We start from the raw sequence: 21678 nt of genomic DNA, 5'->3' as shown, positions 1-21678 counted from the left end.
GTTCAGGCGAAATAGTCCCGAAGGATGCGCGTGTAGATCGCCTTGAGCTGTTCGATCTGCGCCACCTCGACGCATTCATCGACCTGATGCATCGTTCTGCCGACAAGGCCGAACTCAACCACTGGGCAATGGTCTTTGACAAACCGCGCATCCGAGGTTCCACCTGTTGTCGACATCTCGGGGCGCACACCGGTTTCGGTCTCGACCGCTTTCGCGACCAGATCAGACAGGGGGCCGGGTGGGGTCAGAAAGCTCTCGCCTGAGATCTTGATCCGGACGTCGATCGCGACATCGTAGGTTTCAGCCACGGCTTTGGCTTCGGCCTGCAACCACTCACTAAGGCTGGCGCCCGAGTGCAGATCGTTAAAGCGGATGTTCACCGCTCCGGTACATTGCGCCGGGATCACGTTGGTTGCTGCGTTGCCCGTGTCAATACTCACAACGGCCAGGGTTGAGGCATCGAAATGGTCCGATCCCTGATCCAGTTCGTGGCTGGCCAGCTGATGCATCAAACGCGCCATGGCGGGCAGAGGGTTCTTGGCCCGGTGCGGATAGGCCGAATGCCCCTGCTCACCGGTCACCGTGAACCAGGCGGTCATCGAACCACGCCGCCCGATTTTCATCATCTCGCCCATTGTGTTTGGGCAGGTCGGCTCACCCACCAAACAGGCAGACATTCGTTCTCCGGCCTTGGACATGTAATCAAGCAGTGCCGTGGTGCCATCCACTGCGTCCGCCTCCTCATCGCCCGTGATCGCAAGAATAATCGCCCCGTCCGGGGGTGTGTCGCGCACGAAATCCACAGCGGCCGCCGCAAAGGCCGCCACGCCGGATTTCATGTCTGTGGCCCCGCGCCCATACATCACACCTTCGCGGATTTCTGCACCGAACGGGGGCATCGTCCAGGCCGCTTCGTCTCCCACCGGGACAACGTCAGTATGCCCGTTAAACCCAAAGCTGCGCGGATGGTCTTTCGGCCCCCAACGCGCGTACAAATTGCTGACATCGCCCCGGTCCGCGCGGGTGCAGTCGAAGCCTGCGTCGGACAGAAGCTTCTCCAACAACACAAGCGCACCACCTTCCTCAGGTGTGACTGATGGGCAACGGATCAGGTCCGCCGTCAACTTCACCGGATCTGTCATTTCTGGGCCCTTTTGGTTGGTTCAATCGCGGGATCGTGCACAGATTCAACGAATTGGACCAATTGCCAACCCCTCGCCACCGGATTCCGGGCGCTTTTTTTCGCGAGTCTTGAAATGACACCCCAATAAAACATGACGGTTTACCTTGCGGCCACCTTGCCGTGCCTTTCAAATCTGCGTTAGAGGGCCGCGAAACAGGTGAATTGACGATGATACGTGCGCTTCTCGTTTGGATCTGCCTGACTTTCGCCGTTCTTGCACAGCAAAGCCAGGCGCAGACGCTTTCGGTCACGACCGTGACCCGCCCCCCGTTTTCCTATGTCGAGGACGGAGCCCAAACCGGTTTTTCAATGGACCTGCTGCAAGCCTTGTCCGAGGCACTGAATTGGGATTACTCGGTCACCAGGGTCGAGGCCTTCAGCGATATGCTGGGTGCTGTGCAGGAAGGAACCGCGGACCTGGCTGTGGCCAATATCTCGATCACGGCTGCGCGTGAAACGCAGATGGATTTCAGCCAGCCCATATTCGAGGCCGGCCTGCAGATCATGGTGCCATCGGATGCAGCGCGCAGACCGTCGCTGCTGCACGCTTTGCTGTCTGTTGAATTGTTCATCGCCATCGGACTGGCCTTTGCGATCCTGCTTGGCGGCGGGATGCTGATGTGGGGGTTTGAGCGACGGGCCCAGCCGTATTTCGACCGCAAGCTGAATGAGGCATGGTTCCCGTCCTTTTGGTGGGCGCTGAATCTTGTGGTCAATGGCGGGTTCGAGGAACGCATGCCGCGCACACCGTTCGGACGGTTGCTGGGCGTGGTACTGGTGGTGTCCTCACTGTTCATCGTATCGGTCTTCACAGCGCGCATCACGTCGGTCATGACCGTGGATGCCATCAGCGGCAACGTGAACTCAGTCAACGATCTTTACGGCAAGCAGGTGGGCACAATCTCGAACTCAACTGCCGCAAACTTCCTGAACCGGCGCGAGATTGAATTTTCCGGTTATGAAAACCTGGATGATGTGCTGACCGCATTCCAGGATAAGGAGTTGGACGCCGTTGTCTTTGACGCGCCGATCCTGTCCTATTACGCGGCGCATGAAGGACGTCGGATCGCATCGATGACTGGCGGTGTTTTCCTGCGAGAGAATTACGGGATCGCGTTCCCAACCGGCTCGCCATTGGTCGAGGACGTGAACCAGGCTCTGCTCGCGCTGCGCGAAGACGGCACCTATGATGAAATTTACCGCAAATGGTTCGGGGTGCGGAACTAAGCCGGTTCTTCATCCCCGAAAAACGGCGTCATTTGCGCCACGATAACGGCGTTTTCGTCCAAGGCCCGCTGCATCAAGTCGCGTTCGTCCGGGTCGATGTCGTGCCCCTGCGCCTCACGCTCGGCCAGAGTTCCATAACCGGTGACGTCCAGTGGCGCAGTGTCGGCCTGTTTCAGGATCGCCACGGTTTCACGCACCGCTTCAGCCTCATCCACGCCGCTAGCAAAACACGTCAGCGCTGCTCCGGTCGCGCCTTCGGGCAGACCGTCGCCTTCTTTGCGGCCAATCTGAACGAGCAATGTATAGACTTGCTGACGGGACGGTTTCTTTTGCTTTTCCATGCAGGGGGCCATAGCTGCGCGTCTGTCCGTGGTCAAGCAGCCGGGAATTGCGGGAAGCCCTAAGCACGTCCATAGTACCCGCGAAAACCCATTTCAAACTGCAAAGGATTTTTCATGGCCTACCCAGATTTCATCACAGATTTCCCAAGCCTCGACGTCCCATTCCCCGAGGACGTGGTGCAAACCGCCGTCATCCGGTCAGATGCGGGTTTGGTCGCGTTCTTCACCTTCCTCAAGGATTTCGAACTGCCACCGCATTCACACAAGGCGCAATGGGGCACGGTGGTCGAGGGCGAGGTTGAACTGACAATCGGCGGAGAAACTAAGACCTATCGCCCCGGCGACAGTTACTCGATCCCGTCTGGTGTTGAACACGGCGGGAAAATCAAAGCCGGAAGCCGCGTGATCGACGTGTTTGAGGAACCCGACCGCTATCCAGTCAAAGGATAAACAAAAAAAGGGCTGCAGCGAGATACGCTACAGCCCCGTTTCAAATCCGCACTTAATTTAGTCGCGCAGCAGTTCGTTAATCCCGGTTTTCGAACGGGTCTTCTCGTCCACGCGCTTTACGATCACGGCGCAATACAGGTTGACGTTGTTCTTGGACGGCATCGAGCCCGCGACAACCACCGAGTACGGTGGAACTTCGCCATAAGTGACTTCGCCGGTTTCGCGATCCACGATCTTGGTGGATTTGCCGATAAAGACACCCATTCCCAAAACCGAGCCTTCGCGCACGATGCAGCCTTCGACCACTTCGGAGCGCGCGCCGATAAAGCAGTTGTCTTCGATGATGGTCGGGCCGGCCTGCATCGGTTCCAGAACGCCGCCGATGCCAACACCGCCTGACAGGTGTACGTTTTTACCAATCTGCGCGCAGGAACCAACGGTGGCCCATGTGTCCACCATAGTGCCTTCGTCGACATAGGCGCCCAAATTCACGAAGGACGGCATCAGAACCACACCGGGTGCGACATAGGCCGATTTGCGAACAACACAGTTCGGCACCGCGCGGAAACCGGCTGCGCGCCACTGGATTTCACCCCAGCCGGCGAACTTGCTGTCCACTTTGTCCCACCAGCCGCCATCCTGTGGACCGCCGGTCTGGATTTCCATATCCTTGATGCGAAAGCCCAGTAGAACTGCCTTCTTGGCCCACTGGTTCACATGCCAATCACCGCTTTCCAGCTTTTCAGCAACCCGCAGCGAACCGCTGTCCAGCGCGGCCAGCGTATCCTCGATCGCTTCGCGTTGTTCGCCGGTGGTGGCGGGCGTAATGGTGTCGCGCGCCTCCCAGGCGGCTTCGATAGCGGTTTCCAGTTGCGCGTTGGACATCGGATGGCTCCCTGCAGAATCTGTTCACGTTTGTTTGGCCTATACGCAACTGCACCTCGCGGTGCAATGCGACGCAGGAGGTACGAATTGCGGCTAGGTTGACCTGTGATCAGCTTGCGCGGCGGATATGGCGCGTCAGAATGGCCGTCGCCGTGGCCGCGTCCTTGCGCTTGAGCGCCTGAACGATGGCTGCGTGGTCACCATCCGCACGGTGTACCCACTTGGGGCGCCAATGGGCAAACAGGTGGCGCGCGCCGGCGATATGCAGGTCATCAATCGCATGCAGTAGGCGTGGCAACCCGCACGGCGTCAGGATCGAGCGATGAAAGGTACGGTTGCACGCTTCCCACTCGGGCATCGTTTGCGCAGCATCACAGGCGATCCGAGCATCATCCGCCTCTTTAAGCGCGCCAGGCGTCATATTCTGTACCGAATGCTGCAAGGCCAAGGATTCCAGCGCAACGCGCATTTCAACCACTTCGCGCACTTCTGCCGGGTCCAGCGCCGAAACACGCATACCGCGGCGCGGCTCACTTTGGGCCAACCCGTGCGCTTCCAGACGCAGCAATGCCTCGCGCACCGGTACATGGCTGGTCTCAAAGGCCCGCGCGATGTGATCCTGACGTAGCTTTTCACCGGCAAGCAATTCGCCCGTGATAATCTTCTGTCTAAGGTTTTGGTAAATTGTGTCGGCGATCGTAGTGGTCATAGATTATCGATAAAAACCTTAACCACCTTCCACAAGTCGATAATTCACCCCATCAGCGGGTCCGGGGCAATATTTCCTCCGCACACCAGAACCGCCACGCGTTCTTCTGGTTCTGGCTTGTAAACACCTGAGGTCAAAGCCGCCAACGCGGTCGCACCGGCCGGTTCGACCAATATGCGATGGGTCTGCCACAGCGCCTTTTGCGCGGCTGCAATCGCCTCGTCTGAGACAAGAACAGATGTCATTCCTTGCGCAAGATCGAAACAAATCCCTCCGATCCGCCGCGCGCCCAGCGCGTTGGCTGCTATCCCCGAAACCGAGACATCCACCGGTTCACCCGCCTGCAGCGCCGCGTTCAGCGCGCAGGAGGTTTCCGGTTCGACTGCTACGACCTTGCGCGTGCCATCAAACCAACCCAAAGCCCCGCCAATCAGGCCACCGCCGCCCACTGCAACCAAAATGGTGTCAGCCTGCAGTCCCTGCGCCTCCCATTCGGCAAAACACGTGCCCTGCCCTGCTACGGTTGCCGGTGCATCATAGGCGTGGATTTGCATCGCCCCGGTTGCTGCCTCATGCGCTTTGGCTTCGCTCAGCGCGTTCGCGTATTCACCCAGTACAACTGTCAGATCTGCGCCCGTCTGTTCAATCAGGGCGATCTTGGATGGTCCGGCAAGATCTGGCACGAAAATCTTGGCCGGATATCCCAGCGTTTGTGCCGCATACGCCGCCGCCGCACCGTGATTGCCGCCCGAAGCCGCCACAACGCCAGCCTCTGGCACGTCCAAGCTGAGCAGCGTATTAAACGCCCCGCGCGCTTTGAAACTGCCCGTGTGCTGCATATGCTCCAGCTTCATTTCGACCGGATAATCCAATCCAGGCACGCGGCTTTCAATCACCGGGGTCACCTGCGCATACCCATTGATCCGTTCGGCGGCGGCCGAAATTTCACTCTTCCAATTCATTCTTGCTCTTCCGTGACTGGCACTCTGCCTGCGAACCCTATAGCTGTTTTATGAACACGCAAGCAGGGAACCATCACTCATGAGAGAAGACCGCCTCAGCCCTTTCCGCGACGCCCAGACGGACCGCTCGACCGCGAGCGAGGTGCCGGACACGCCGCAGACGCGCTCACCCGCCTATCGCCTTGCCTTTGCAGACGATGATTTCCTGTGTCGGGATGAGCTACGCCCCGTGCGTTTGCAGCTGGAGTTGCTGAAGCCCGAGATGATCATGACCGAGCGTGAGATCACCTCGACCATCGTCATGTTCGGTGGCGCACGCATTCCTGAGCCGTCGCAGAAACACACTGCGCGAACCCAGACGCTGGCCAACCTGTCGCAATATTACGACGAAGCGCGGGAATTCGCCCGTCTGATGACCGAAAAATCCGATGAAACCGGCTGCCGCGAGAACGTGATCGTCACCGGCGGTGGCCCCGGCGTGATGGAGGCCGGAAATCGCGGTGCCCAGGATGCCGGCGGTTGTTCGATTGGCCTGAACATTGTGCTGCCGCACGAGCAGGCGCCGAACCTGTATGTAACGCCCGAGCTCAGCTTTAACTTCCACTATTTCGCCATTCGCAAGATGCATTTCCTGATGCGCGCCCGCGCCATCACCATCTTCCCCGGCGGCTTTGGCACGATGGACGAGCTTTTCGAGTCGCTGACGCTGATCCAGACTGGCCGGATGGAGCGTGTACCCTTCCTGCTGTTCGGCCGCGATTTCTGGGAAAAGGTCATCAATTGGGAGGCGCTGGCCGATGCGGGCACCATCTCGGACGAGGACCTCGATCTGTTCCGCTTTGTCGATACCGCGCAAGAGGCGGTCGATATTATTGAAAACTGGGAACCGGCCCCACCCCGCGATGAAATTCCGGGGCGCTGAGACATGAAGCCGCCTAAGACCGGTGAGATGTTGCACCTGCGCGGGAACGCGCTGAACAAGGGCGATCCGGTGGCCCTGCCTTTGACGCAAAGCAGCATGTACCACCTGCCCGGAGCACCGGACAGGCATCCGACCTATGGCCGGGTCGACAACCCGACATGGGTGCATCTGGAACATGTGCTGGCACATTTGGAAGACGCGCCCTGTCTGACCTTTCCGTCAGGTATGGGGGCGATTTCCGCCGCATTGTTCGCGACGGTCAAATCCGGATCCCATATCCTGATTCCATCTGACGGGTATTATGTCACACGACTGCTGGCCGATCGGTTCCTGTCCAATCTGGGCGTCTCGGTTACTGAGCGTCCGACGACGGCGTTTGCCGAGGGCGGGTTTGACGGCTTCGACGTGGTCTTTTTGGAAAGCCCCTCGAACCCCGGACTGGATATGATGGACCTGCCCGCGATCGCTAGCGCCGTTCGCGCAGCCGGCGGCCTCACGATTGCCGACAACACGACGATGACGCCACTAGGCCAACGCCCGTTGGATTTGGGCATCGACGTGGTGGTCGCTTCGGATACCAAGGCAATGGGCGGGCATTCGGACCTGCTAATGGGTCATGTCGCCAGCCGCAACGCGCAGATCATGGAACGGGTCGAGGAATGGAGGCGCGTTTCCGGCGCGATCCCCGGCCCGCATGAGGCATGGCTGCTGCATCGCGGGTTGGAAACGCTGGACGTTCGTTTCGACCGGATGTGTGCATCGGCGCAAGTACTCGCGGAACGGTTGGCAGAACATGAGGCTGTGAAACAGATCCGCTATCCCGGACTGTCGGATGACCCTTCCTATGCTCTGGCCAAGGCGCAGACGTCCCGGTTTGGGTTCTTGTTGTCGATCACGTTAGAGACGGAGGAAAAAGCCGAAGCTTTCATCAACACCTGCCCGATGCTGCGACCGGCCACATCGTTCGGCGGTGTTCACAGTTCTGCCGAAAGACGCGCACGCTGGGGCGATGACGTCGATCCGGCCTTTATCCGCTTGTCTGTCGGCTGTGAACCGGCGGATGAACTGTGGCAGGCGATTGAAACCAGCCTGAACGGGCTTTGACTATTTCTTGGGCTCACGCAGTTCGGTGAACACATAGATCGGCAGCACAATGCTGGCGATCAGTGCGCCTAGCCAAACCAGCAAAGTCGCTGCCAAAAGGTTGGCAACGCCGCCAACGGTCAGCCCTGCCGTAATCAGATCCGTCACCAACAGACCGACAAACGTTACGATCAAGGCAATCCCACCTTTGATGGAGGGGGCTTTTTTCTCACCCAGTTTCAGGATCAGCGGCTCGGCCACCACTTGCACCAGGGTGAACACGATCACCACGACGATGAATGAAATCGGTTTGATCGCAAACCCCGACAACAACAGCGTCGCAAGCAATAACCCGATGGCATTCCCGGCCAACAGGGCCAGTGCGGATTTGATTCTGCGCGTCATGGGGTTCTCCGTGAATGATCAATTAGAAACATGCAGATGTTAACAGACCCGAAGGAATTTGCGAGCGGTTTCAAAAGCCACTTCCTTTTGGGTCATTGAAATCGCATGATAAAACACATTCATAAAGATCAGACCCACCCCCATCGACGAGAGATGTGATGAGCGACGATCCCTATACCGTTCTTGGTGTCGCCAAAGACGCCAGCGCCGCCGAGATCAAGAAGGCTTATCGGCGCATCGCCAAAGAGTGCCACCCGGACCTGAAACCCGGGGATGACGAGGCTGAAGCCAAGTTCAAGGCCGCCGCTTCGGCTTATGACCTGCTGAAAGATGCGGACACACGCGCGCGTTACGATAGTGGCGAAATTGATGCCTCGGGTCAGGAACGTCCCCAGCAGCAGTATTATCGCGAATATGCCGAGGCTGCCGGGAACCCTTATCGTGGGCGCGCAGCAGACCCGGATGACATGTCAGACATCTTTGCCGAATTCATGCGTGGCCGCGGAGGATACCAGCAGCGCACGCACGAATTTCACGCGCCGGGCCACAATCGCGCTTACAATCTGCAGATCAGTTTTCTGGACGCGGTGTTTGGCGCCAGCCAAAAGCTGACGCTGCCAGATGGTGACCGGATCGAGGTGAAGATTCCTGCGGGCATCACCGATGGACAAACTATCCGCCTGCGCGGCAAAGGCGACCCGGGTTTTGGCGAAGGCCCGCCCGGCGATGCTTTGGTCACTGTGTCAGTGGCTAAACACCCAGTCTTTGATCGCCAGGGCGATGACATTCATATCACTCTGCCCATCACAATTGATGAGGCCATTCTGGGTGGCAAGGTACCCGCCCCCACCATTGATGGCGGCGTCAATGTCAGTGTCCCCGCAGGCACCAGCAGCGGCAGGACGTTGCGCCTGCGCGGCAAGGGGGTCAAGAAGCGCGGCTCGTCCGATCGCGGCGATCAGTTGATCGAACTGACCGTGTCCATGCCCGATCAGATTGATGACGAGTTGAAGCAATTCATGGAGACATGGCGCGAAACCCACAGCTATGATCCACGGAAAGGAATGCCGTCATGACCCGCACCCTTACCGAAGAGCAGCTGATCGCAACCGTCACCCGCCTGACCTCGACCCGCCTGACCGAATACCTGGCTGCCGAGATCGTCATTCCCGAGCAAACCGAGCATGGGTTAGTGTATCACACCCTCGACGTGGCGCGGTTGGAGCTGGCGTGCGAGCTGCACGACCAATATGAGATGGAGCCTGATGCGCTGTCGATGATGATCTCACTGATCGACCAGATGCACGGCCTTCGGGCCGAGTTACGAGAGGTTCTGAATGCGGTAGAAACACAACCGGAGCCGGTGCGTCAGACATTGATCGAGGTAATTGGAACGGCGCGGTTCGGTCGCAAGTAACCCGCGCTTAGTTGCCGACAACATACTCTTCGGGAACAAAGAAAGTGTAATCCCGATCAGCCACCGCTTCGTGACAATCATGGCAATAGACAACAGCGTTCGAACGCGCGCCCATCGTGTCACCAAACAAAGACCCGTCCGGCATGACCATGATATAGCGCCAGTCCGCAGTTTCCGGGCTGGTGCCTTCGGCGAGTTTTTCCATCACGAACAAAGCCCCGGGATGGACATTGCCCTCGTCCGTGACCGTGACGCTGTCCTTGGCCAGCACTGACCCCATCGGCAGTTTTTCACCCTCGGCCAAAGTACCATAGTTGTGCGCCATGCGGTTGGCATAGCTGTTCACATAGCGCTGCCCATGGGTTGCCGAGATGTAAGGCGCGTCGTTGAACAGCGGCCATGCCTGATAGTTCATCAGCAAATCTAACTGCGCGGCGGCATAGCCACGCTCCATCCGTCGCTGCAGGGACTTGTAGATGCCCAAGGCTTCTTCTTTAGACAGCTCGGCAGGATTTTCAATGGCAAGGTGAGCATCCTCACCACTGGATTGAGCGCCAGCTTGGTACGCAGCAAGCCCCACCGAAAACAAAGCCGCAAGAAATGTCGGAAACAGTCTTATAAATCGTACAAACATGTATTTGGCCCACCTGCTTCAAAAGGTTCGCCTGAACGCCGCAAGTTACGTGTAAAATGATAGCGACCATGAACAAACGCGCCACGACCGGAATGCGACTCTCACTGCTTTGTGCGCAAGCGTGAGACCTAGGCAGCCGGTTTCAGCCCCCAAAACATATCAAATTGTGCATACAAATAACAGCGGCCAGAAAATTAATTTCTCGGCGTAGTTTGAACGAAGTTTGGGCTTATCAGCTCTGCAATCCGGCTTCGGCTTCGATCTGCTTGCGCGATTTGCGCGCGCGCTCTGTGGCCGATTTCAACTGACCACAAGCTGCCATGATGTCCTCGCCACGCGTCTTGCGAATGGGAGAGGCATATCCCGCCTGATAAATGATGTTCGCAAACGCGCGGATGCGGTTATTCGAGCTGCGCTTGTAAGGCGCGCCGGGCCATTCGTTGAACGGAATCAGGTTGATCTTGGCGGGAATGTTGTGGCTTTTGATGTGGTCGATCAGGCGATGCGCATCTTCGTCGCTATCATTCACACCATCCAGCATCACGTACTCGAAAGTAATCCGCTCGGAATTGGACACCTTGGGATAGCTTGCCAGCGCCTGCAGCAACTCTTGGATGTTCCAGCGCTTGTTGATGGGCACCAGAAAATCGCGGGTTTCATCCGTTGTCGCGTGGAACGAGATCGCCAGCAAGCAGCCGATCTCGTCAGCTGTGCGCGCAATTTCCGGCACCACGCCGGACGTCGACAGGGTGATCCGACGGCGCGACAGAGAAATGCCTTCGGGGTCCATGGCGATCTTCATCGCGTCGCGCACGTTTTCGAAGTTATAAAGCGGCTCACCCATGCCCATCAGAACGATGTTCGACAACAGGCGTGTTTCGTCCTTTGGCGCACCAGGGGTCGGCCATTCGTCCAGATCGTCGCGGGCCATCATCACCTGACCGACAATTTCTGCAGCCGTCAGGTTGCGCACCAGTTTCTGCGTGCCCGTATGGCAGAAGGAACAGGTCAGCGTGCAGCCAACCTGAGACGAGATACACAGCGTCCCGCGATCCTCTTCGGGGATGTAGACAACCTCGACCTCATGGCCCCCCGCGATGCGGCACAGGTACTTGCGCGTGCCGTCTTCGGACACCTGCCGTGTCACGACTTCGGGGATTTCCACAACGAATTTTTCAGCCAGTTGCGCACGATACGCTTTGGCGAGGTTGGTCATCTCGGCAAAATCGCGCACGCCCCATTGATAGATCCACTGCCAGATCTGCCCGGTCCGCATCTTGGCCTGCTTTTCCGGCGTGCCATGTTCGATCAGAGCGTCACGCAACTGATCACGGGTCAACCCGACAAGGTTGATCTTCCCCTCGGGCAGTTTGCGGGGGATGGTCATGACATCTTGAGTAATCGGCGCTTTGGGCGACATATTGCTATCTCAACGAATTCGGGCTTGGGATGCGCCTCTATATAGGATCGCGCGCAAAGATCAAAAGAATTCGTATCATTTAATTTGCCATGCGCAGCAATTCATCCGCGCGCGCCCGGCCCAGATCGACGCGGCAGGACGCAATGGCGATACCGGTGCCAGAGCCGCCGCCGTATGAAGCACCCACTGCTTCACATTGCGCGTCGCGATACCTGCCCCAAGCCTCTTGTGCCGCCTCAAGTGCCGGTTGTGCGACCACACGGTCTGTGACCTCGTCCAACTCAACTGCGGACTGCATGGCGAAGCCATAGCTTGTCTCAACAGCCATATTCACGCGTTTCTCCATCTCCCCAACGCAGGCTCCGATTTCGACCTGCGAACCTGCGTCGAAACATTCCAGGCTGGGATCTGCCCACGCGGTCGAAGAGAAAAGAACTGCAATCAGGACGTAACGCATTATCCGTTTCCACATATGAACCCTTGTATGAGGCCACCGTAGCACGCGTTGCGCCATAGTCCCAATTGCAAGTCGGCCGCATAGGCCAAACCGATGCGACCGAACTATCTGCACTACGATTGCGAGGAATCAGATCAGGTGCATGCGTCAGACCCCTGCAGGCAGGATGTCGCAATCACCCGCGTCCAAAGTTTGCACGGGATCTTTCGGGCCGCATTGCTCGCCGGATACCGGATATATTTCGTTGTTTTTTTCACATGCACTCAGAAGTAAGGCGGCGACAACCAACACGGCAGCAAGAGGTTTGTTCAGCATGGATAAGCTCCTTCCATATATTTGAACTGATTGGTTCAGAAAAATGGGTCGCTTGCCTTGATGCGGATCAATTGGGGGGGGGGTGGACGTAGCGTAAAGATCAGATGACACGTAAGATCGGCCACAAAAAAGCCCCGCCAAATGACGGGGCTGCGTGAACCTGTTGTCCAGGCTTATTGGGTGCAGCGCTTTTCGGCGTCTTCGATCGCAGCACTGAAACCCAACAGCGAGAAGGTGTCTTTGGTCTGGGTGCCGCGCTCGGACCGGGCGGTCAGAACGGCCTCGGTGCCGCGCTTCATCGCTGCGACGACCTTCAAGTCTTCGCCTTCGGTTGCCGGCCAGGCCCATTCACCTTCGGTGATCAAAGCGAACTCGGTGCCGTCAATCTCAAGGGTGACCGTCGATCCTGCCGCGAAAGGATAACCGCCGGTAAAGGTCACCTGACCTTTGACTTCGGCATTCGGGCGGTAGAACACGAACAACAGGATGTCGCTGCGGCGCACCGAAACCACGCGTCCACCTTTGGTGTTCACAGTCTCTTTGGGCGCGGATACGCTCCAGCACTCTGTGGGATCTTTCTCCACAAAAACGCTCCAGTCGGTCTTCGCAGCAACCCGATTGGTGCTGGTCGCCTGCTGAGCGATTGCGGTTGTGGCCATTCCTGCCACGCACAGACCCGCAATTGTGCGGACGAGTTTTAATCCCATCTGTCCAGCCTCCTAGCTCGACCTAATACCTCATACCCATCGAAACCGCATACGAACTCTGTCGGTTCGTCTGTAAGTTGCGTATTCCGATGATTGTCGACATACACACACTAACGCAGGTTTCGCCACAGGCGAAAGGGCGATTGGCAGATTTTTGCGCATATAATGGAGGGGCCAGATGACGCAGCCGGTACCAATGACAGAACTATGGCGAGGCCCCTTGTTGGAAAGCCTGCATCTGGGCCACGCAGTGATCTGCGACGACAGCGGTCATATCGTACGCAGTTGGGGCGATCCGGACGCGGTGATTTACCCTCGGTCTTCTGCAAAAATGATCCAGGGGCTGCCGCTGATCACATCGGGTGCAGCCGCCAAATATGGCCTGAACTCCGAGCATCTGGCCCTCGCCTGTGCCTCGCATAGCGGCGCACATATCCATACCGACAGGGTTACTGCCTGGCTGGATCACTTGGGCTTGACCGAACACGATCTGCGCTGCGGTCCGCAAGAACCGCAGGACATGGCCGCGCGCGACGGGCTGATACTTGCCGATGACACGCCCTGCCAGATCCACAACAATTGCTCGGGCAAACATTGCGGGTTTCTGACGGTCGCACTGCACATGGGCGCGGGACCGGAATACCTTGAGATCGACCACCCCGTACAGCAAGCCTGCCTGTCCGCGCTGGAAGATACCACTGGAGAAACCAGTCCTGCCTATGGAATCGATGGATGTTCGGCCCCGAACTTTGCGACATCACTGGTGGGACTGGCGCGTTCGATGGCGTGGTTTGCCTCGGCCGCTGACCGGTCGGACCGTGCCAGCGACGCAGCGCAACAGCTTACGACTGCGATGATCAAGCACCCCGAACTGGTGGCGGGCGAAAGCCGCGCCTGTACAGAACTGATGCGCGCTATGGATGGCCGCGCTGCAATCAAAACAGGGGCTGAGGCGGTGTTCATTGCCATCATCCCGAAAAAACGAATGGGGGTTGCGCTGAAAATCACTGATGGCACCACCCGCGCCAGCGAATGCGCAATTGCAGCCATTCTTGTCAGCCTAGGTGTGCTGGAGGCCGATCACCCGGCCACCCGCAAATTCATGAATTCCACGCAATACAGCCGTCGCGGGCTGGAATGCGGCGTAATCAGACCTGCGCCGGGGTTCCCCGGCTAAGGTTACATTTCGATTTCATGCACCTCGGCCACTTCGACCGAGCCTGAGCCGTTGACTACCATCGGACACCCTTTGGCCATTTCGGTCGCGGCATCAATGCTATCGGCCTTTACGACCGTAAAACCGGATGCCGGGTTTGCGCCGCCATTGTCGACGACGCTTCCGTTGCTGACCGTATAGGATTGACCAACCGGGTTGCCGGGAATTTCCAGCGCCTCGCCCATGCCTTGGAACCATGCGCCCCACGCGGCCATGGTTGCTTCGACTTCGGCAGGGTCGGTTGGTGTGGTTCCGCCGTGATAGACAAACAAATATTGTGGCATCTTATTTCCTCCCTAATGAAAACTTATCCAAACTGCGCCTCAAGCTTGGCCAGCGACGATGTCCAGCCCATGTTGTGGTTTGCTGCGGCCTCGGCATCTGCCAGTTCGCGGTGATCCAGCACTAGCCGCGCCCCGTTTTCGGTCGCAACGACCGAAAACGTCACGTGACTTTCCGGCCCGCGCTGGTCCTGATCATCATGCCAGGCCCAGGTGAACCCAACCGAATTGGGCGGATCAACATGGGTTACGTAGCCCGAGACTTTAAATGTCTGGCCTTCCGCGTTCTTCATTATTGAATACCAAGGCCCCGTACGAGAGAAATTCAGGTCATGCTCGGGCACATGCACCCCTTCGGGCCCCCACCACTGCAACAGCTTCGCCCCGTCACTTATCCAGGCAAACAGGTTTTCGGGGGTGGTCGGGAACTCGCGTTCCAGTTTCAGGTCGGCCATGAGTTTTCCCTTTCAATCAGGTCGCCCAGACGATCGAGGCTGTTTTCCCAGAATTGACGTTTTGAGATGGTCCATTCGGCGATTGCCCGCAGCCCGTCAGGTTGGATGGAGTACATCCTCTGGGTGCCTTGGACACGCTGTTGCACCAGCCCGGCCTCGCGCAGCACTTTCAGGTGGCGCGAGATTGCAGCACCCGACATTCCGCGCCCTTCGACGAGGTCGCCAGCGGGCAGCTCTCCGTCCTGCATCAGTTGCTCAACAATCGAGAACCGAGTGGAATCGGACAAAGCGGAAAAAGCGTTAATCAGAGTGTTCATAACCATTATTTAACACATGCGTTAAATAATGGAAAGACCTTTAGCCAGTCACAAATTCCGAGCGGTTATAGCCCTGAACGTACAGCAGTGCCGTCAGGTCACCATGGTTGACCCGAACCTCGCATTGCTCGGCAACAGTGGGTTTGGCATGAAGTGCAACGCCCGTTCCCGCCCTGTGTAGCATCCCCAGATCGTTTGCCCCGTCGCCAACGGCAATGACTTCGTCTTCTCGCAAACCCAAACGATTGGTGATTTGTTCCAGCGCATCAACCTTGGCCTGGCGCCCCAAAATGGGCTGCAGTACATCGCCGGTCAGCTTTCCGTCCTGGGCCAACAGTGTATTGGCACGGTTTTCGTCGAAGCCCAGCACTTCGGCCACCCTAGCCGTGAACGCGGTGAACCCACCTGAAACCAACGCGGCATAGCTTTTGTTATGACGCATCGTACCAACCAGTTCCTTGCCGCCCGGCATCAGTGTGATGCGCTCGTTCAGAACCTTGCCGATCACTGCCTCATCAAGACCTCTCAATAGACCAACCCGTTCGGTCAGTGCACCTTCGAAATCCAACTCACCATTCATGGCGCGTGCGGTGATATCCTTGACGCGATCGCCTACGCCGGCTTCATCCGCCAGCTCGTCGATACATTCCTGCTGGATCATGGTGCTGTCCATATCGGCCAACAGCATCCTTTTGCGACGTCCTTCTGCCGGTTGGACCACCAGATCGACGCCCATTTGCTGCAGGTCCGCCCAGACTTCCCAGCGGTTCCCCGGCATTTCGAATAGGGTGAATTCCGCTGCTTCATCTGGGCTAAGCCAAACGATCTCGCCGCCTCCCCATGCATTCCGCAATGACTCGACCAGCGACAACTCCAGCGTCGGCGCGTTGGGGTTGGTCAACAGGGTGGCAACGTACATGTTTGATCTCCGGCAAGCTCACCTGCGCATATCGCAGGTGCAGCATTTTCGCCAGAGACAGTTTCGAACTAGCCCAAAATACCCGGCAGGCGCAGCCCATGGGCCCGCGCGCAATCCTTGGCAATGTCGTACCCCGCATCCGCGTGACGCCAAACGCCCGAGGCCGGGTCATTCCAAAGAACCCGCTCTAACCGCCGCGCGGCATCTTCGGTGCCATCGGCACAGATCACGACGCCCGCGTGCTGGCTGAAGCCCATTCCGACGCCACCGCCGTGATGCAGAGACACCCATGTCGCCCCGCTCGCCGTATTGATCAGCGCATTCAGCAACGGCCAGTCGCTGACCGCATCCGAGCCATCCAGCATCGCCTCAGTCTCGCGGTTGGGGCTGGCCACAGACCCCGAGTCCAAATGGTCGCGTCCGATCACCACCGGCGCCTTTAGCTCGCCATTGGCGACCATCTCATTGAACGCCAGCCCAGCCCGGTGTCGGTCACCCAATCCAATCCAGCAGATACGCGCAGGTAGACCCTGAAACGCGATCCGCTCTTGCGCCATGTCGATCCAGCGATGCAGGTGCTCATTCTCGGGGAACAGTTCCTTCATCTTGGCATCGGTTTTGTAGATGTCCTCGGGGTCGCCCGACAGAGCACACCAGCGGAACGGGCCGATGCCTTTGCAGAAAAGCGGACGGATATAAGCGGGTACAAACCCGGGGAAGGCAAAGGCGTTCTCCAGCCCTTCGTCCTGAGCGACCTGCCGGATGTTATTGCCGTAATCCAGCGTCGGAACGTCCGCGTTCCAGAAGTCCACCATCGCCGCGACATGCTGCTTCATCGAAGCGCGAGCGGCATTTTCCACCAATTTAGGGTCTGTTTCACGCTTTTCGCGCCACTCTCCCATAGTCCAGCCCAATGGCAGATAACCGTTTATCGGATCATGCGCGCTGGTTTGGTCGGTGACGATATCAGGACGCATCCCGCCCGCCTGCATCCGAGCATAGATCTCGGGGAAAACCTCTGCCGCATTGCCCAGCAGACCAACCGACTTCGCTTCGCCAGCCTTGGTCCAGCGGTCAATCATCTCCAGCGCTTCGTCCAGCGTTTCGGCCTTTTCGTCGAGGTATTTGGTCCGTAGGCGGAAATCGATGCTGTCCGGGTTACACTCAACAGCCAGACATGAGGCGCCTGCGAACACGGCCGCCAGCGGTTGCGCGCCGCCCATTCCACCCAGACCTCCGGTCAGAATCCACTTGCCTGTCAGGTCACCGTCGTAGTGCTGACGCCCTGCCTCGGCAAAGGTCTCATAGGTGCCCTGAACGATACCCTGCGTCCCAATATAGATCCACGAACCAGCGGTCATCTGGCCGTACATCATCAGGCCCTTCTTATCGAGCTCGTTGAAGTGATCCCAGGTCGCCCAATGTGGGACGAGGTTGGAATTGGCGATCAGCACCCGCGGCGCATCCTTGTGCGTGCGGATGATCGCGACCGGCTTGCCGGACTGGACGATCAGCGTTTCGTCTTCCTCCAAATCCTTCAAACCGGCAACAATAGTGTCGAAATCTTCCCACGTGCGGGCCGCGCGGCCGATGCCGCCATAGACGACCAGTTCGTGCGGGTTCTCGGCCACATCAGGGTGAAGGTTGTTCATAAGCATCCGCAGCGGTGCCTCGGTTACCCAGCTTTTGGCGTTCAACTCGGGGCCGGTCGGTGGATAGATGTCGCGGGTGTTTTTGCGCGGATCGCTCATTTCTGGGCTCCTTGTCTGGTCAATGTGCCCGAGAGGGCAAGATCGTTGAGGCGGGTCAGCATGGTTTTCAAATGGGGGCGCAGTTTCGCGGCGCGGTCCTCGCGCCATGTCCACGGGGCTGTCTCGTCCATGTAAGCCCGCTGCGCGATCTCCATCTGGATGGCGTGTATACCATCAGAAGGGCGACCATAGTGGCGGGTGGTCCATCCCCCGCGAAACCGGCCATTCAGGACCGAAGTGAACCCTTGGGCCTTGCTTGCCACGTCGTGCACGGCTTGCTCAATGACCGTGTCACACGTCAGCCCATCATTGGTTCCAGTGTTGAACACCGGCAATTCACCTTCGAACAGAAACGGAATCAGCGACCGGATCGAGTGGCAGTCAAACAAGATCGCCACACCGTGCCGGTCCCGAACGCGGCTCAGTTCATCCAGAAGGGCAGCGTGATAAGGTGCGTGGTATTTGCGCCGTCGATCTTCGACTTCACCCTCGGACGGTGATTGCCCGTCACTCCAGATCTGCTGCCCGTCGAAATCGGTCAAAGGCACAAGGGTGGTGGTATTCTGGCCCGGATATAGCGAGGCTCCGAACGGATCACGATTGGCGTCGATGACGTAGCGATGAACATGCGACTGCACGACCGTGACATCATCCAATATCCCCTTATAGAGCCTGTTTATATGCCAGTCCGTATCCGCCAAACCGCGCCCGTTGTCATTCAGGCGGGCCGTTATTTCGTCTGGCACATAAGTTCCGCCATGAGGCTGGCCCAGCACAATGGGGCCGTCCCCGCGCTGAACGCTGGACACCTGCATCAGAACAGCCCCGGCATCTGGGCACCGACTGCCCCAAGGATGTCACCCTCAGCCACCAAGCACTTGGATGTTTCCAGATCGGGTGCCAAATAGCGGTCTTCGTTCAGTGTTGGGATCTCTGCCCGTACCCTATCCATGACCCGTTGCAACGGTTCGCTGGTTGCCAGCGGTGCGCGGAACTCCACCCCCTGAGCGGCACAAAGCAACTCAACACCAAGAATGTAGTTCAGGTTTTCGACCATCCGCGTCAGACGCCGCGCACCATGTGCAGCCATCGACACGTGATCCTCCTGGTTGGCCGAGGTTGGTGTGCTGTCAGTCACGCAAGGATTGGCAAGGTGCTTGTTCTCGCTCATCAAGGCGGCGGTCGTGACTTCGGCAATCATCAGGCCCGAGTTCAACCCGGGATCAGGCGTCAGGAACGGCGGCAGATCAAAGCTGAGCGTCGGGTCGACCATCAAAGCAATGCGCCGCTGCGCAATCGCGCCGACCTCGGACACCGCCAGCGCAATCATGTCTGCGGCAAAGCCGACCGGTTCGGCATGAAAGTTCCCACCTGAAACGATGGCACCTGCCTCGGTCAGAACCAAAGGGTTGTCGGTGGCCGCGTTCGCCTCGATCTCAAGCGTGGTGGCCGCTTGGCGCATGACATCCATGGCCGCGCCGGTGACCTGCGGCTGACAGCGGATGCAATAAGGGTCCTGAACGCGCGTGTCGCCGTCCCGGTGGCTTTCGCGTATCTCGGACCCGGCCAGTGTGGCACGCATGGCGCTGGCGGCTTCGGTCTGGCCGCGGTGCCCACGCAGGGTATGGATTTCGGGCTGCAAGGGCGCGGTCGACCCCATGATCGCATCCGTCGACAGGGCCGAGATGACCAGCGCGCTTTGCGCTGCACGCCAGGCTTCGAACAAACCGGCCAGCGCAAAAGCAGTCGAGAATTGCGTACCGTTGATAAAGGCAAGCCCTTCCTTTGGACCGAGTTGAACAGGTTCTAATCCAACTGATTTTAGCGCTTTTTCCCCAGACAGGATGGTACCGTCAACCTCGGCTTCACCTTCGCCGATGACTACGGCTGTCATATGCGCCAGGGGCGCAAGATCGCCCGAGGCCCCGACCGACCCCTGCGCAGGAATAACCGGGGTCACGCCCTTGGCCAGCATCTGCTGCAGCAGCTCGATCAGTTCCCAACGCACGCCCGATGCCCCACGGCCGAAAGACAACAGCTTTAGCGTCATCATCAGCCGGGTCACACGGCGAGGCACGGCCGAACCAACGCCGCAGCAATGGCTAAGGATCAGGTTGCGCTGAAGGGTCGAAGTGTCCTTGGCCGCGATCTTGTGGCTGGCCAGCTTTCCGAACCCGGTGTTAACGCCATAAACCGGGTCTTCCCCGGCCGCAGCTTCGAGAATGCGATTGGCTGCAGCCTCCACCTTGGGTTTGCATCCGTCATCCAGCGATACTGCGGGCTGCGACCAATACACTTCAGACAGATCTGACAGCGTAACCTGACCGGGCACAAGCGACAGCGTCTTCATTACAAACCTCCGAAAATGCGGGTGTGCAGCGGGTTGAAGCCGATCCGATAGGACAGCTCGGCTGGGTGCGTGATGTCCCATACCGTCAGGTCTGCGCGCTTGCCTTCAGTTATTGTGCCAGTGTCGGTCAGGCCCAAGGCTTGCGCCGCATTGCGGGTCACGCCAGCCAATGCCTCTTCCGGCGTCAGGCGGAACAGGGTGCAAGCCATATTCATGGTCAGCAGAAGCGACGTCAGAGGAGACGAGCCGGGGTTGCAATCCGTCGCCAGTGCAATCGGCACCCCATACTGGCGCAGCAGTTCAACCGGCGGCACCTGTGTTTCGTGCAGCGTATAGAACGCCCCCGGCAGCAGCACGCCCACGGTTCCGGCCTGTGCCATGGCGGCCACGCCGGCCTCGTCCAGATATTCGATATGATCTGCCGACAACGCCCCGTACGAAGCCGCCAGGGCTGCCCCTCCGAGGTTCGAAAGCTGCTCTGCATGCAACTTGACGGGAAGGTTCAATTCTTTCGCCACATCAAAAACCGGAGCGATCTGAGACGGATCAAAGGCGATCCCCTCGCAAAAGCCATCAACGGCATCTACCAGACCCTCTTCATGCGCCAAACGCAGAGTCGGGATGCACACATCGCGAATGTAGGTATCGGCGCGACCCTGAAAGTCAGGCGGTACCGCATGTGCTCCTAGAAAACTTGTTTTCACTCGAACCGGGCGCACTTCGTCGATCCGGCGCGCAACGCGCAGCATCTTGAGTTCTGTGTCGGTGTCCAGACCATAGCCCGACTTGACCTCGATGCACGACACGCCCTCGGCCATCAGGGCGTCCACTCGCGTCAAGGCATCCTCTAACAGGGCCTCTTCGCTGGCCGAACGGGTCGCTGTGACAGTCGACAGAATTCCACCACCTGCGCGCGCGATCTCTTCATACGAGGCACCATTCAGGCGCATTTCGAACTCGACCGCCCGGTTGCCACCAAAGACGACATGGGTGTGGGCGTCGATTGGCGCCGGCGTTATCAGCCGGTCGCCATAATCCACGCTCGGCCAGTCAGAATAGTCTGCAGGCAGCACATTCCGTGGTCCGATCCAGGCAATTTTCTCACCATCAACAGCAAGTGCTGCGTCCTGAACCATCCCATAAGGTTCGGCGCCATCGTCCATGGTCGCCACCCGCGTGCTCAAAAGGACAGATTTTTTGGCCATATCGATTCTTTTGGGCTCCCTTTGTCGTAAGATTTTTCGTATACGTATAAAAGTTTAAAGTCTACAC

Annotated in this window: 26 protein-coding genes; 7 read left to right on the top strand and 19 right to left on the bottom strand. The window is 58.4% G+C overall.

Translation table 11 applies throughout. The features are described 5' to 3' along the window. Window positions 1-2: 2 nt before the first annotated feature. Window positions 3-1142 (bottom strand): succinyl-diaminopimelate desuccinylase, encoded by a 1140-nt coding sequence (dapE, locus tag AC2FIB_RS13315; RefSeq protein WP_496735546.1) that lies wholly within the window; start codon window positions 1140-1142, stop codon window positions 3-5. A gap of 209 nt (window positions 1143-1351) precedes the next feature. On the opposite strand from dapE, the gene AC2FIB_RS13310 reads away from it, so the two are divergent. After that, complete coding sequence (locus AC2FIB_RS13310; protein ID WP_496735545.1) at window positions 1352-2410, top strand: transporter substrate-binding domain-containing protein; 1059 nt, start codon at window positions 1352-1354, stop codon at window positions 2408-2410. Here the strand turns inward: AC2FIB_RS13310 and AC2FIB_RS13305 are convergent. Then, window positions 2407-2751 carry a DUF8846 family protein gene (locus tag AC2FIB_RS13305; RefSeq protein ID WP_496842234.1) on the bottom strand — a complete coding sequence of 115 codons (345 nt, stop codon included), beginning with the start codon at window positions 2749-2751 and terminating at the stop codon, window positions 2407-2409. The genes AC2FIB_RS13310 and AC2FIB_RS13305 overlap by 4 nt on opposite strands. A 114-nt stretch (window positions 2752-2865) precedes the next feature. Here AC2FIB_RS13305 and AC2FIB_RS13300 point away from each other — a divergent pair, with 114 nt between their 5' ends. Beyond that, window positions 2866-3201: a cupin domain-containing protein gene (locus tag AC2FIB_RS13300; protein WP_109310629.1), complete on the top strand. Its 336-nt coding sequence runs from the start codon at window positions 2866-2868 to the stop codon at window positions 3199-3201. Window positions 3202-3258: 57 nt separating this feature from the next. On the opposite strand, the gene dapD is transcribed toward AC2FIB_RS13300, so the two are convergent. The 3 genes from dapD to AC2FIB_RS13285 all read right to left on the bottom strand — a co-directional run bounded on the left by dapD (window position 3259) and on the right by AC2FIB_RS13285 (window position 5757). Beyond that, complete coding sequence (dapD, locus tag AC2FIB_RS13295; RefSeq protein WP_282170530.1) at window positions 3259-4086, bottom strand: 2,3,4,5-tetrahydropyridine-2,6-dicarboxylate N-succinyltransferase; 828 nt, start codon at window positions 4084-4086, stop codon at window positions 3259-3261. Window positions 4087-4195: 109 nt separating this feature from the next. Further along, window positions 4196-4795, bottom strand: coding sequence for a GntR family transcriptional regulator (locus AC2FIB_RS13290; protein WP_058279708.1), 600 nt, complete (start codon window positions 4793-4795; stop codon window positions 4196-4198). Window positions 4796-4839: 44 nt separating this feature from the next. Next, window positions 4840-5757, bottom strand: a complete 918-nt coding sequence (locus AC2FIB_RS13285; protein ID WP_496735544.1) for a threonine/serine dehydratase — start codon at window positions 5755-5757, stop codon at window positions 4840-4842. Between the two features lie 79 nt (window positions 5758-5836). Here AC2FIB_RS13285 and AC2FIB_RS13280 point away from each other — a divergent pair, with 79 nt between their 5' ends. Both AC2FIB_RS13280 and AC2FIB_RS13275 read left to right on the top strand, forming a co-directional pair. Further along, on the top strand, window positions 5837-6679 hold the full coding sequence (locus tag AC2FIB_RS13280; protein WP_496735543.1) for an LOG family protein: 843 nt from the start codon (window positions 5837-5839) through the stop codon (window positions 6677-6679). 3 nt (window positions 6680-6682) lie between these two features. Continuing rightward, window positions 6683-7783, top strand: a complete 1101-nt coding sequence (locus AC2FIB_RS13275) for a cystathionine gamma-lyase (RefSeq protein WP_496735541.1) — start codon at window positions 6683-6685, stop codon at window positions 7781-7783. On the opposite strand, the gene AC2FIB_RS13270 is transcribed toward AC2FIB_RS13275, so the two are convergent. After that, complete coding sequence (locus tag AC2FIB_RS13270) at window positions 7784-8167, bottom strand: hypothetical protein (RefSeq protein ID WP_496735539.1); 384 nt, start codon at window positions 8165-8167, stop codon at window positions 7784-7786. Window positions 8168-8325: 158 nt separating this feature from the next. Between AC2FIB_RS13270 and AC2FIB_RS13265 the strand changes: the two genes are divergently transcribed. Continuing rightward, entirely contained in the window at window positions 8326-9243 is a 918-nt protein-coding gene (locus tag AC2FIB_RS13265) for a DnaJ C-terminal domain-containing protein (protein ID WP_109310625.1), read from the top strand. Continuing rightward, window positions 9240-9584, top strand: coding sequence for a chaperone modulator CbpM (locus tag AC2FIB_RS13260; protein ID WP_496735537.1), 345 nt, complete (start codon window positions 9240-9242; stop codon window positions 9582-9584). The genes AC2FIB_RS13265 and AC2FIB_RS13260 overlap by 4 nt, the downstream gene beginning before the upstream one ends. 7 nt (window positions 9585-9591) lie before the next feature. Here the strand turns inward: AC2FIB_RS13260 and AC2FIB_RS13255 are convergent, their stop codons facing one another. The 5 genes from AC2FIB_RS13255 to AC2FIB_RS13235 form a co-directional block, all read right to left on the bottom strand. Continuing rightward, window positions 9592-10218, bottom strand: a complete 627-nt coding sequence (locus tag AC2FIB_RS13255; RefSeq protein ID WP_496735535.1) for a cytochrome P460 family protein — start codon at window positions 10216-10218, stop codon at window positions 9592-9594. Window positions 10219-10450: 232 nt separating this feature from the next. Then, window positions 10451-11638: a dual-specificity RNA methyltransferase RlmN gene (gene rlmN, locus AC2FIB_RS13250; RefSeq protein ID WP_496735533.1), complete on the bottom strand. Its 1188-nt coding sequence runs from the start codon at window positions 11636-11638 to the stop codon at window positions 10451-10453. Between the two features lie 79 nt (window positions 11639-11717). Next, window positions 11718-12095 carry a lysozyme inhibitor LprI family protein gene (locus tag AC2FIB_RS13245; protein WP_496706458.1) on the bottom strand — a complete coding sequence of 126 codons (378 nt, stop codon included), beginning with the start codon at window positions 12093-12095 and terminating at the stop codon, window positions 11718-11720. Between the two features lie 147 nt (window positions 12096-12242). Next, a complete protein-coding gene (locus AC2FIB_RS13240; protein WP_496779457.1) occupies window positions 12243-12410 on the bottom strand; it encodes a hypothetical protein in 168 nt (55 codons plus the stop codon). Window positions 12411-12583: 173 nt separating this feature from the next. Continuing rightward, window positions 12584-13117: an invasion associated locus B family protein gene (locus AC2FIB_RS13235; protein ID WP_058272619.1), complete on the bottom strand. Its 534-nt coding sequence runs from the start codon at window positions 13115-13117 to the stop codon at window positions 12584-12586. Window positions 13118-13295: 178 nt separating this feature from the next. Here AC2FIB_RS13235 and AC2FIB_RS13230 point away from each other — a divergent pair, with 178 nt between their 5' ends. Next, window positions 13296-14294: an asparaginase gene (locus AC2FIB_RS13230; protein ID WP_496842233.1), complete on the top strand. Its 999-nt coding sequence runs from the start codon at window positions 13296-13298 to the stop codon at window positions 14292-14294. 2 nt (window positions 14295-14296) lie between these two features. Here the strand turns inward: AC2FIB_RS13230 and AC2FIB_RS13225 are convergent, their stop codons facing one another. The 8 genes from AC2FIB_RS13225 to hutI form a co-directional block, all read right to left on the bottom strand. Then, window positions 14297-14617, bottom strand: a complete 321-nt coding sequence (locus AC2FIB_RS13225; protein WP_496842232.1) for a YciI family protein — start codon at window positions 14615-14617, stop codon at window positions 14297-14299. 23 nt (window positions 14618-14640) lie between these two features. After that, entirely contained in the window at window positions 14641-15069 is a 429-nt protein-coding gene (locus AC2FIB_RS13220; RefSeq protein ID WP_496735527.1) for an SRPBCC family protein, read from the bottom strand. Further along, entirely contained in the window at window positions 15057-15386 is a 330-nt protein-coding gene (locus AC2FIB_RS13215; protein ID WP_170563705.1) for an ArsR/SmtB family transcription factor, read from the bottom strand. The genes AC2FIB_RS13220 and AC2FIB_RS13215 overlap by 13 nt, the downstream gene beginning before the upstream one ends. 40 nt (window positions 15387-15426) lie before the next feature. After that, window positions 15427-16305 (bottom strand): phosphoserine phosphatase SerB, encoded by an 879-nt coding sequence (gene serB, locus AC2FIB_RS13210; protein WP_496735526.1) that lies wholly within the window; start codon window positions 16303-16305, stop codon window positions 15427-15429. 68 nt (window positions 16306-16373) lie between these two features. Further along, window positions 16374-18056 (bottom strand): urocanate hydratase, encoded by a 1683-nt coding sequence (gene hutU, locus AC2FIB_RS13205; protein WP_496735524.1) that lies wholly within the window; start codon window positions 18054-18056, stop codon window positions 16374-16376. Beyond that, a complete protein-coding gene (gene hutG, locus AC2FIB_RS13200; RefSeq protein ID WP_496842230.1) occupies window positions 18053-18871 on the bottom strand; it encodes an N-formylglutamate deformylase in 819 nt (272 codons plus the stop codon). The genes hutU and hutG overlap by 4 nt, the downstream gene beginning before the upstream one ends. Next, the gene (hutH, locus tag AC2FIB_RS13195; protein ID WP_496842229.1) at window positions 18871-20406 is read right to left on the bottom strand and encodes a histidine ammonia-lyase; all 1536 of its coding nucleotides are present in this window, start codon (window positions 20404-20406) and stop codon (window positions 18871-18873) included. Before hutH ends, hutG begins: the two co-directional genes overlap by 1 nt. Further along, window positions 20406-21611: an imidazolonepropionase gene (hutI, locus tag AC2FIB_RS13190; RefSeq protein WP_496842228.1), complete on the bottom strand. Its 1206-nt coding sequence runs from the start codon at window positions 21609-21611 to the stop codon at window positions 20406-20408. The genes hutH and hutI overlap by 1 nt, the downstream gene beginning before the upstream one ends. Window positions 21612-21678 lie beyond the last annotated feature (67 nt).

This window comes from Ruegeria sp. YTSA072 (assembly GCF_059610285.1).
This window is presented reverse-complemented; position numbering and strand designations above follow the sequence as displayed.

Coding starts and splice junctions, on each gene's coding strand:
- dapE (WP_496735546.1), bottom strand. CDS start 1,142: ATGACAGATCCGGTGAAGTTGACGGCGGACCTGATCCGTTGCCCATCA.
- AC2FIB_RS13310 (WP_496735545.1), top strand. CDS start 1,352: ATGATACGTGCGCTTCTCGTTTGGATCTGCCTGACTTTCGCCGTTCTT.
- AC2FIB_RS13305 (WP_496842234.1), bottom strand. CDS start 2,751: ATGGAAAAGCAAAAGAAACCGTCCCGTCAGCAAGTCTATACATTGCTC.
- AC2FIB_RS13300 (WP_109310629.1), top strand. CDS start 2,866: ATGGCCTACCCAGATTTCATCACAGATTTCCCAAGCCTCGACGTCCCA.
- dapD (WP_282170530.1), bottom strand. CDS start 4,086: ATGTCCAACGCGCAACTGGAAACCGCTATCGAAGCCGCCTGGGAGGCG.
- AC2FIB_RS13290 (WP_058279708.1), bottom strand. CDS start 4,795: ATGACCACTACGATCGCCGACACAATTTACCAAAACCTTAGACAGAAG.
- AC2FIB_RS13285 (WP_496735544.1), bottom strand. CDS start 5,757: ATGAATTGGAAGAGTGAAATTTCGGCCGCCGCCGAACGGATCAATGGG.
- AC2FIB_RS13280 (WP_496735543.1), top strand. CDS start 5,837: ATGAGAGAAGACCGCCTCAGCCCTTTCCGCGACGCCCAGACGGACCGC.
- AC2FIB_RS13275 (WP_496735541.1), top strand. CDS start 6,683: ATGAAGCCGCCTAAGACCGGTGAGATGTTGCACCTGCGCGGGAACGCG.
- AC2FIB_RS13270 (WP_496735539.1), bottom strand. CDS start 8,167: ATGACGCGCAGAATCAAATCCGCACTGGCCCTGTTGGCCGGGAATGCC.
- AC2FIB_RS13265 (WP_109310625.1), top strand. CDS start 8,326: ATGAGCGACGATCCCTATACCGTTCTTGGTGTCGCCAAAGACGCCAGC.
- AC2FIB_RS13260 (WP_496735537.1), top strand. CDS start 9,240: ATGACCCGCACCCTTACCGAAGAGCAGCTGATCGCAACCGTCACCCGC.
- AC2FIB_RS13255 (WP_496735535.1), bottom strand. CDS start 10,218: ATGTTTGTACGATTTATAAGACTGTTTCCGACATTTCTTGCGGCTTTG.
- rlmN (WP_496735533.1), bottom strand. CDS start 11,638: ATGTCGCCCAAAGCGCCGATTACTCAAGATGTCATGACCATCCCCCGC.
- AC2FIB_RS13245 (WP_496706458.1), bottom strand. CDS start 12,095: ATGCGTTACGTCCTGATTGCAGTTCTTTTCTCTTCGACCGCGTGGGCA.
- AC2FIB_RS13240 (WP_496779457.1), bottom strand. CDS start 12,410: ATGCTGAACAAACCTCTTGCTGCCGTGTTGGTTGTCGCCGCCTTACTT.
- AC2FIB_RS13235 (WP_058272619.1), bottom strand. CDS start 13,117: ATGGGATTAAAACTCGTCCGCACAATTGCGGGTCTGTGCGTGGCAGGA.
- AC2FIB_RS13230 (WP_496842233.1), top strand. CDS start 13,296: ATGACGCAGCCGGTACCAATGACAGAACTATGGCGAGGCCCCTTGTTG.
- AC2FIB_RS13225 (WP_496842232.1), bottom strand. CDS start 14,617: ATGCCACAATATTTGTTTGTCTATCACGGCGGAACCACACCAACCGAC.
- AC2FIB_RS13220 (WP_496735527.1), bottom strand. CDS start 15,069: ATGGCCGACCTGAAACTGGAACGCGAGTTCCCGACCACCCCCGAAAAC.
- AC2FIB_RS13215 (WP_170563705.1), bottom strand. CDS start 15,386: ATGAACACTCTGATTAACGCTTTTTCCGCTTTGTCCGATTCCACTCGG.
- serB (WP_496735526.1), bottom strand. CDS start 16,305: ATGTACGTTGCCACCCTGTTGACCAACCCCAACGCGCCGACGCTGGAG.
- hutU (WP_496735524.1), bottom strand. CDS start 18,056: ATGAGCGATCCGCGCAAAAACACCCGCGACATCTATCCACCGACCGGC.
- hutG (WP_496842230.1), bottom strand. CDS start 18,871: ATGCAGGTGTCCAGCGTTCAGCGCGGGGACGGCCCCATTGTGCTGGGC.
- hutH (WP_496842229.1), bottom strand. CDS start 20,406: ATGAAGACGCTGTCGCTTGTGCCCGGTCAGGTTACGCTGTCAGATCTG.
- hutI (WP_496842228.1), bottom strand. CDS start 21,611: ATGGCCAAAAAATCTGTCCTTTTGAGCACGCGGGTGGCGACCATGGAC.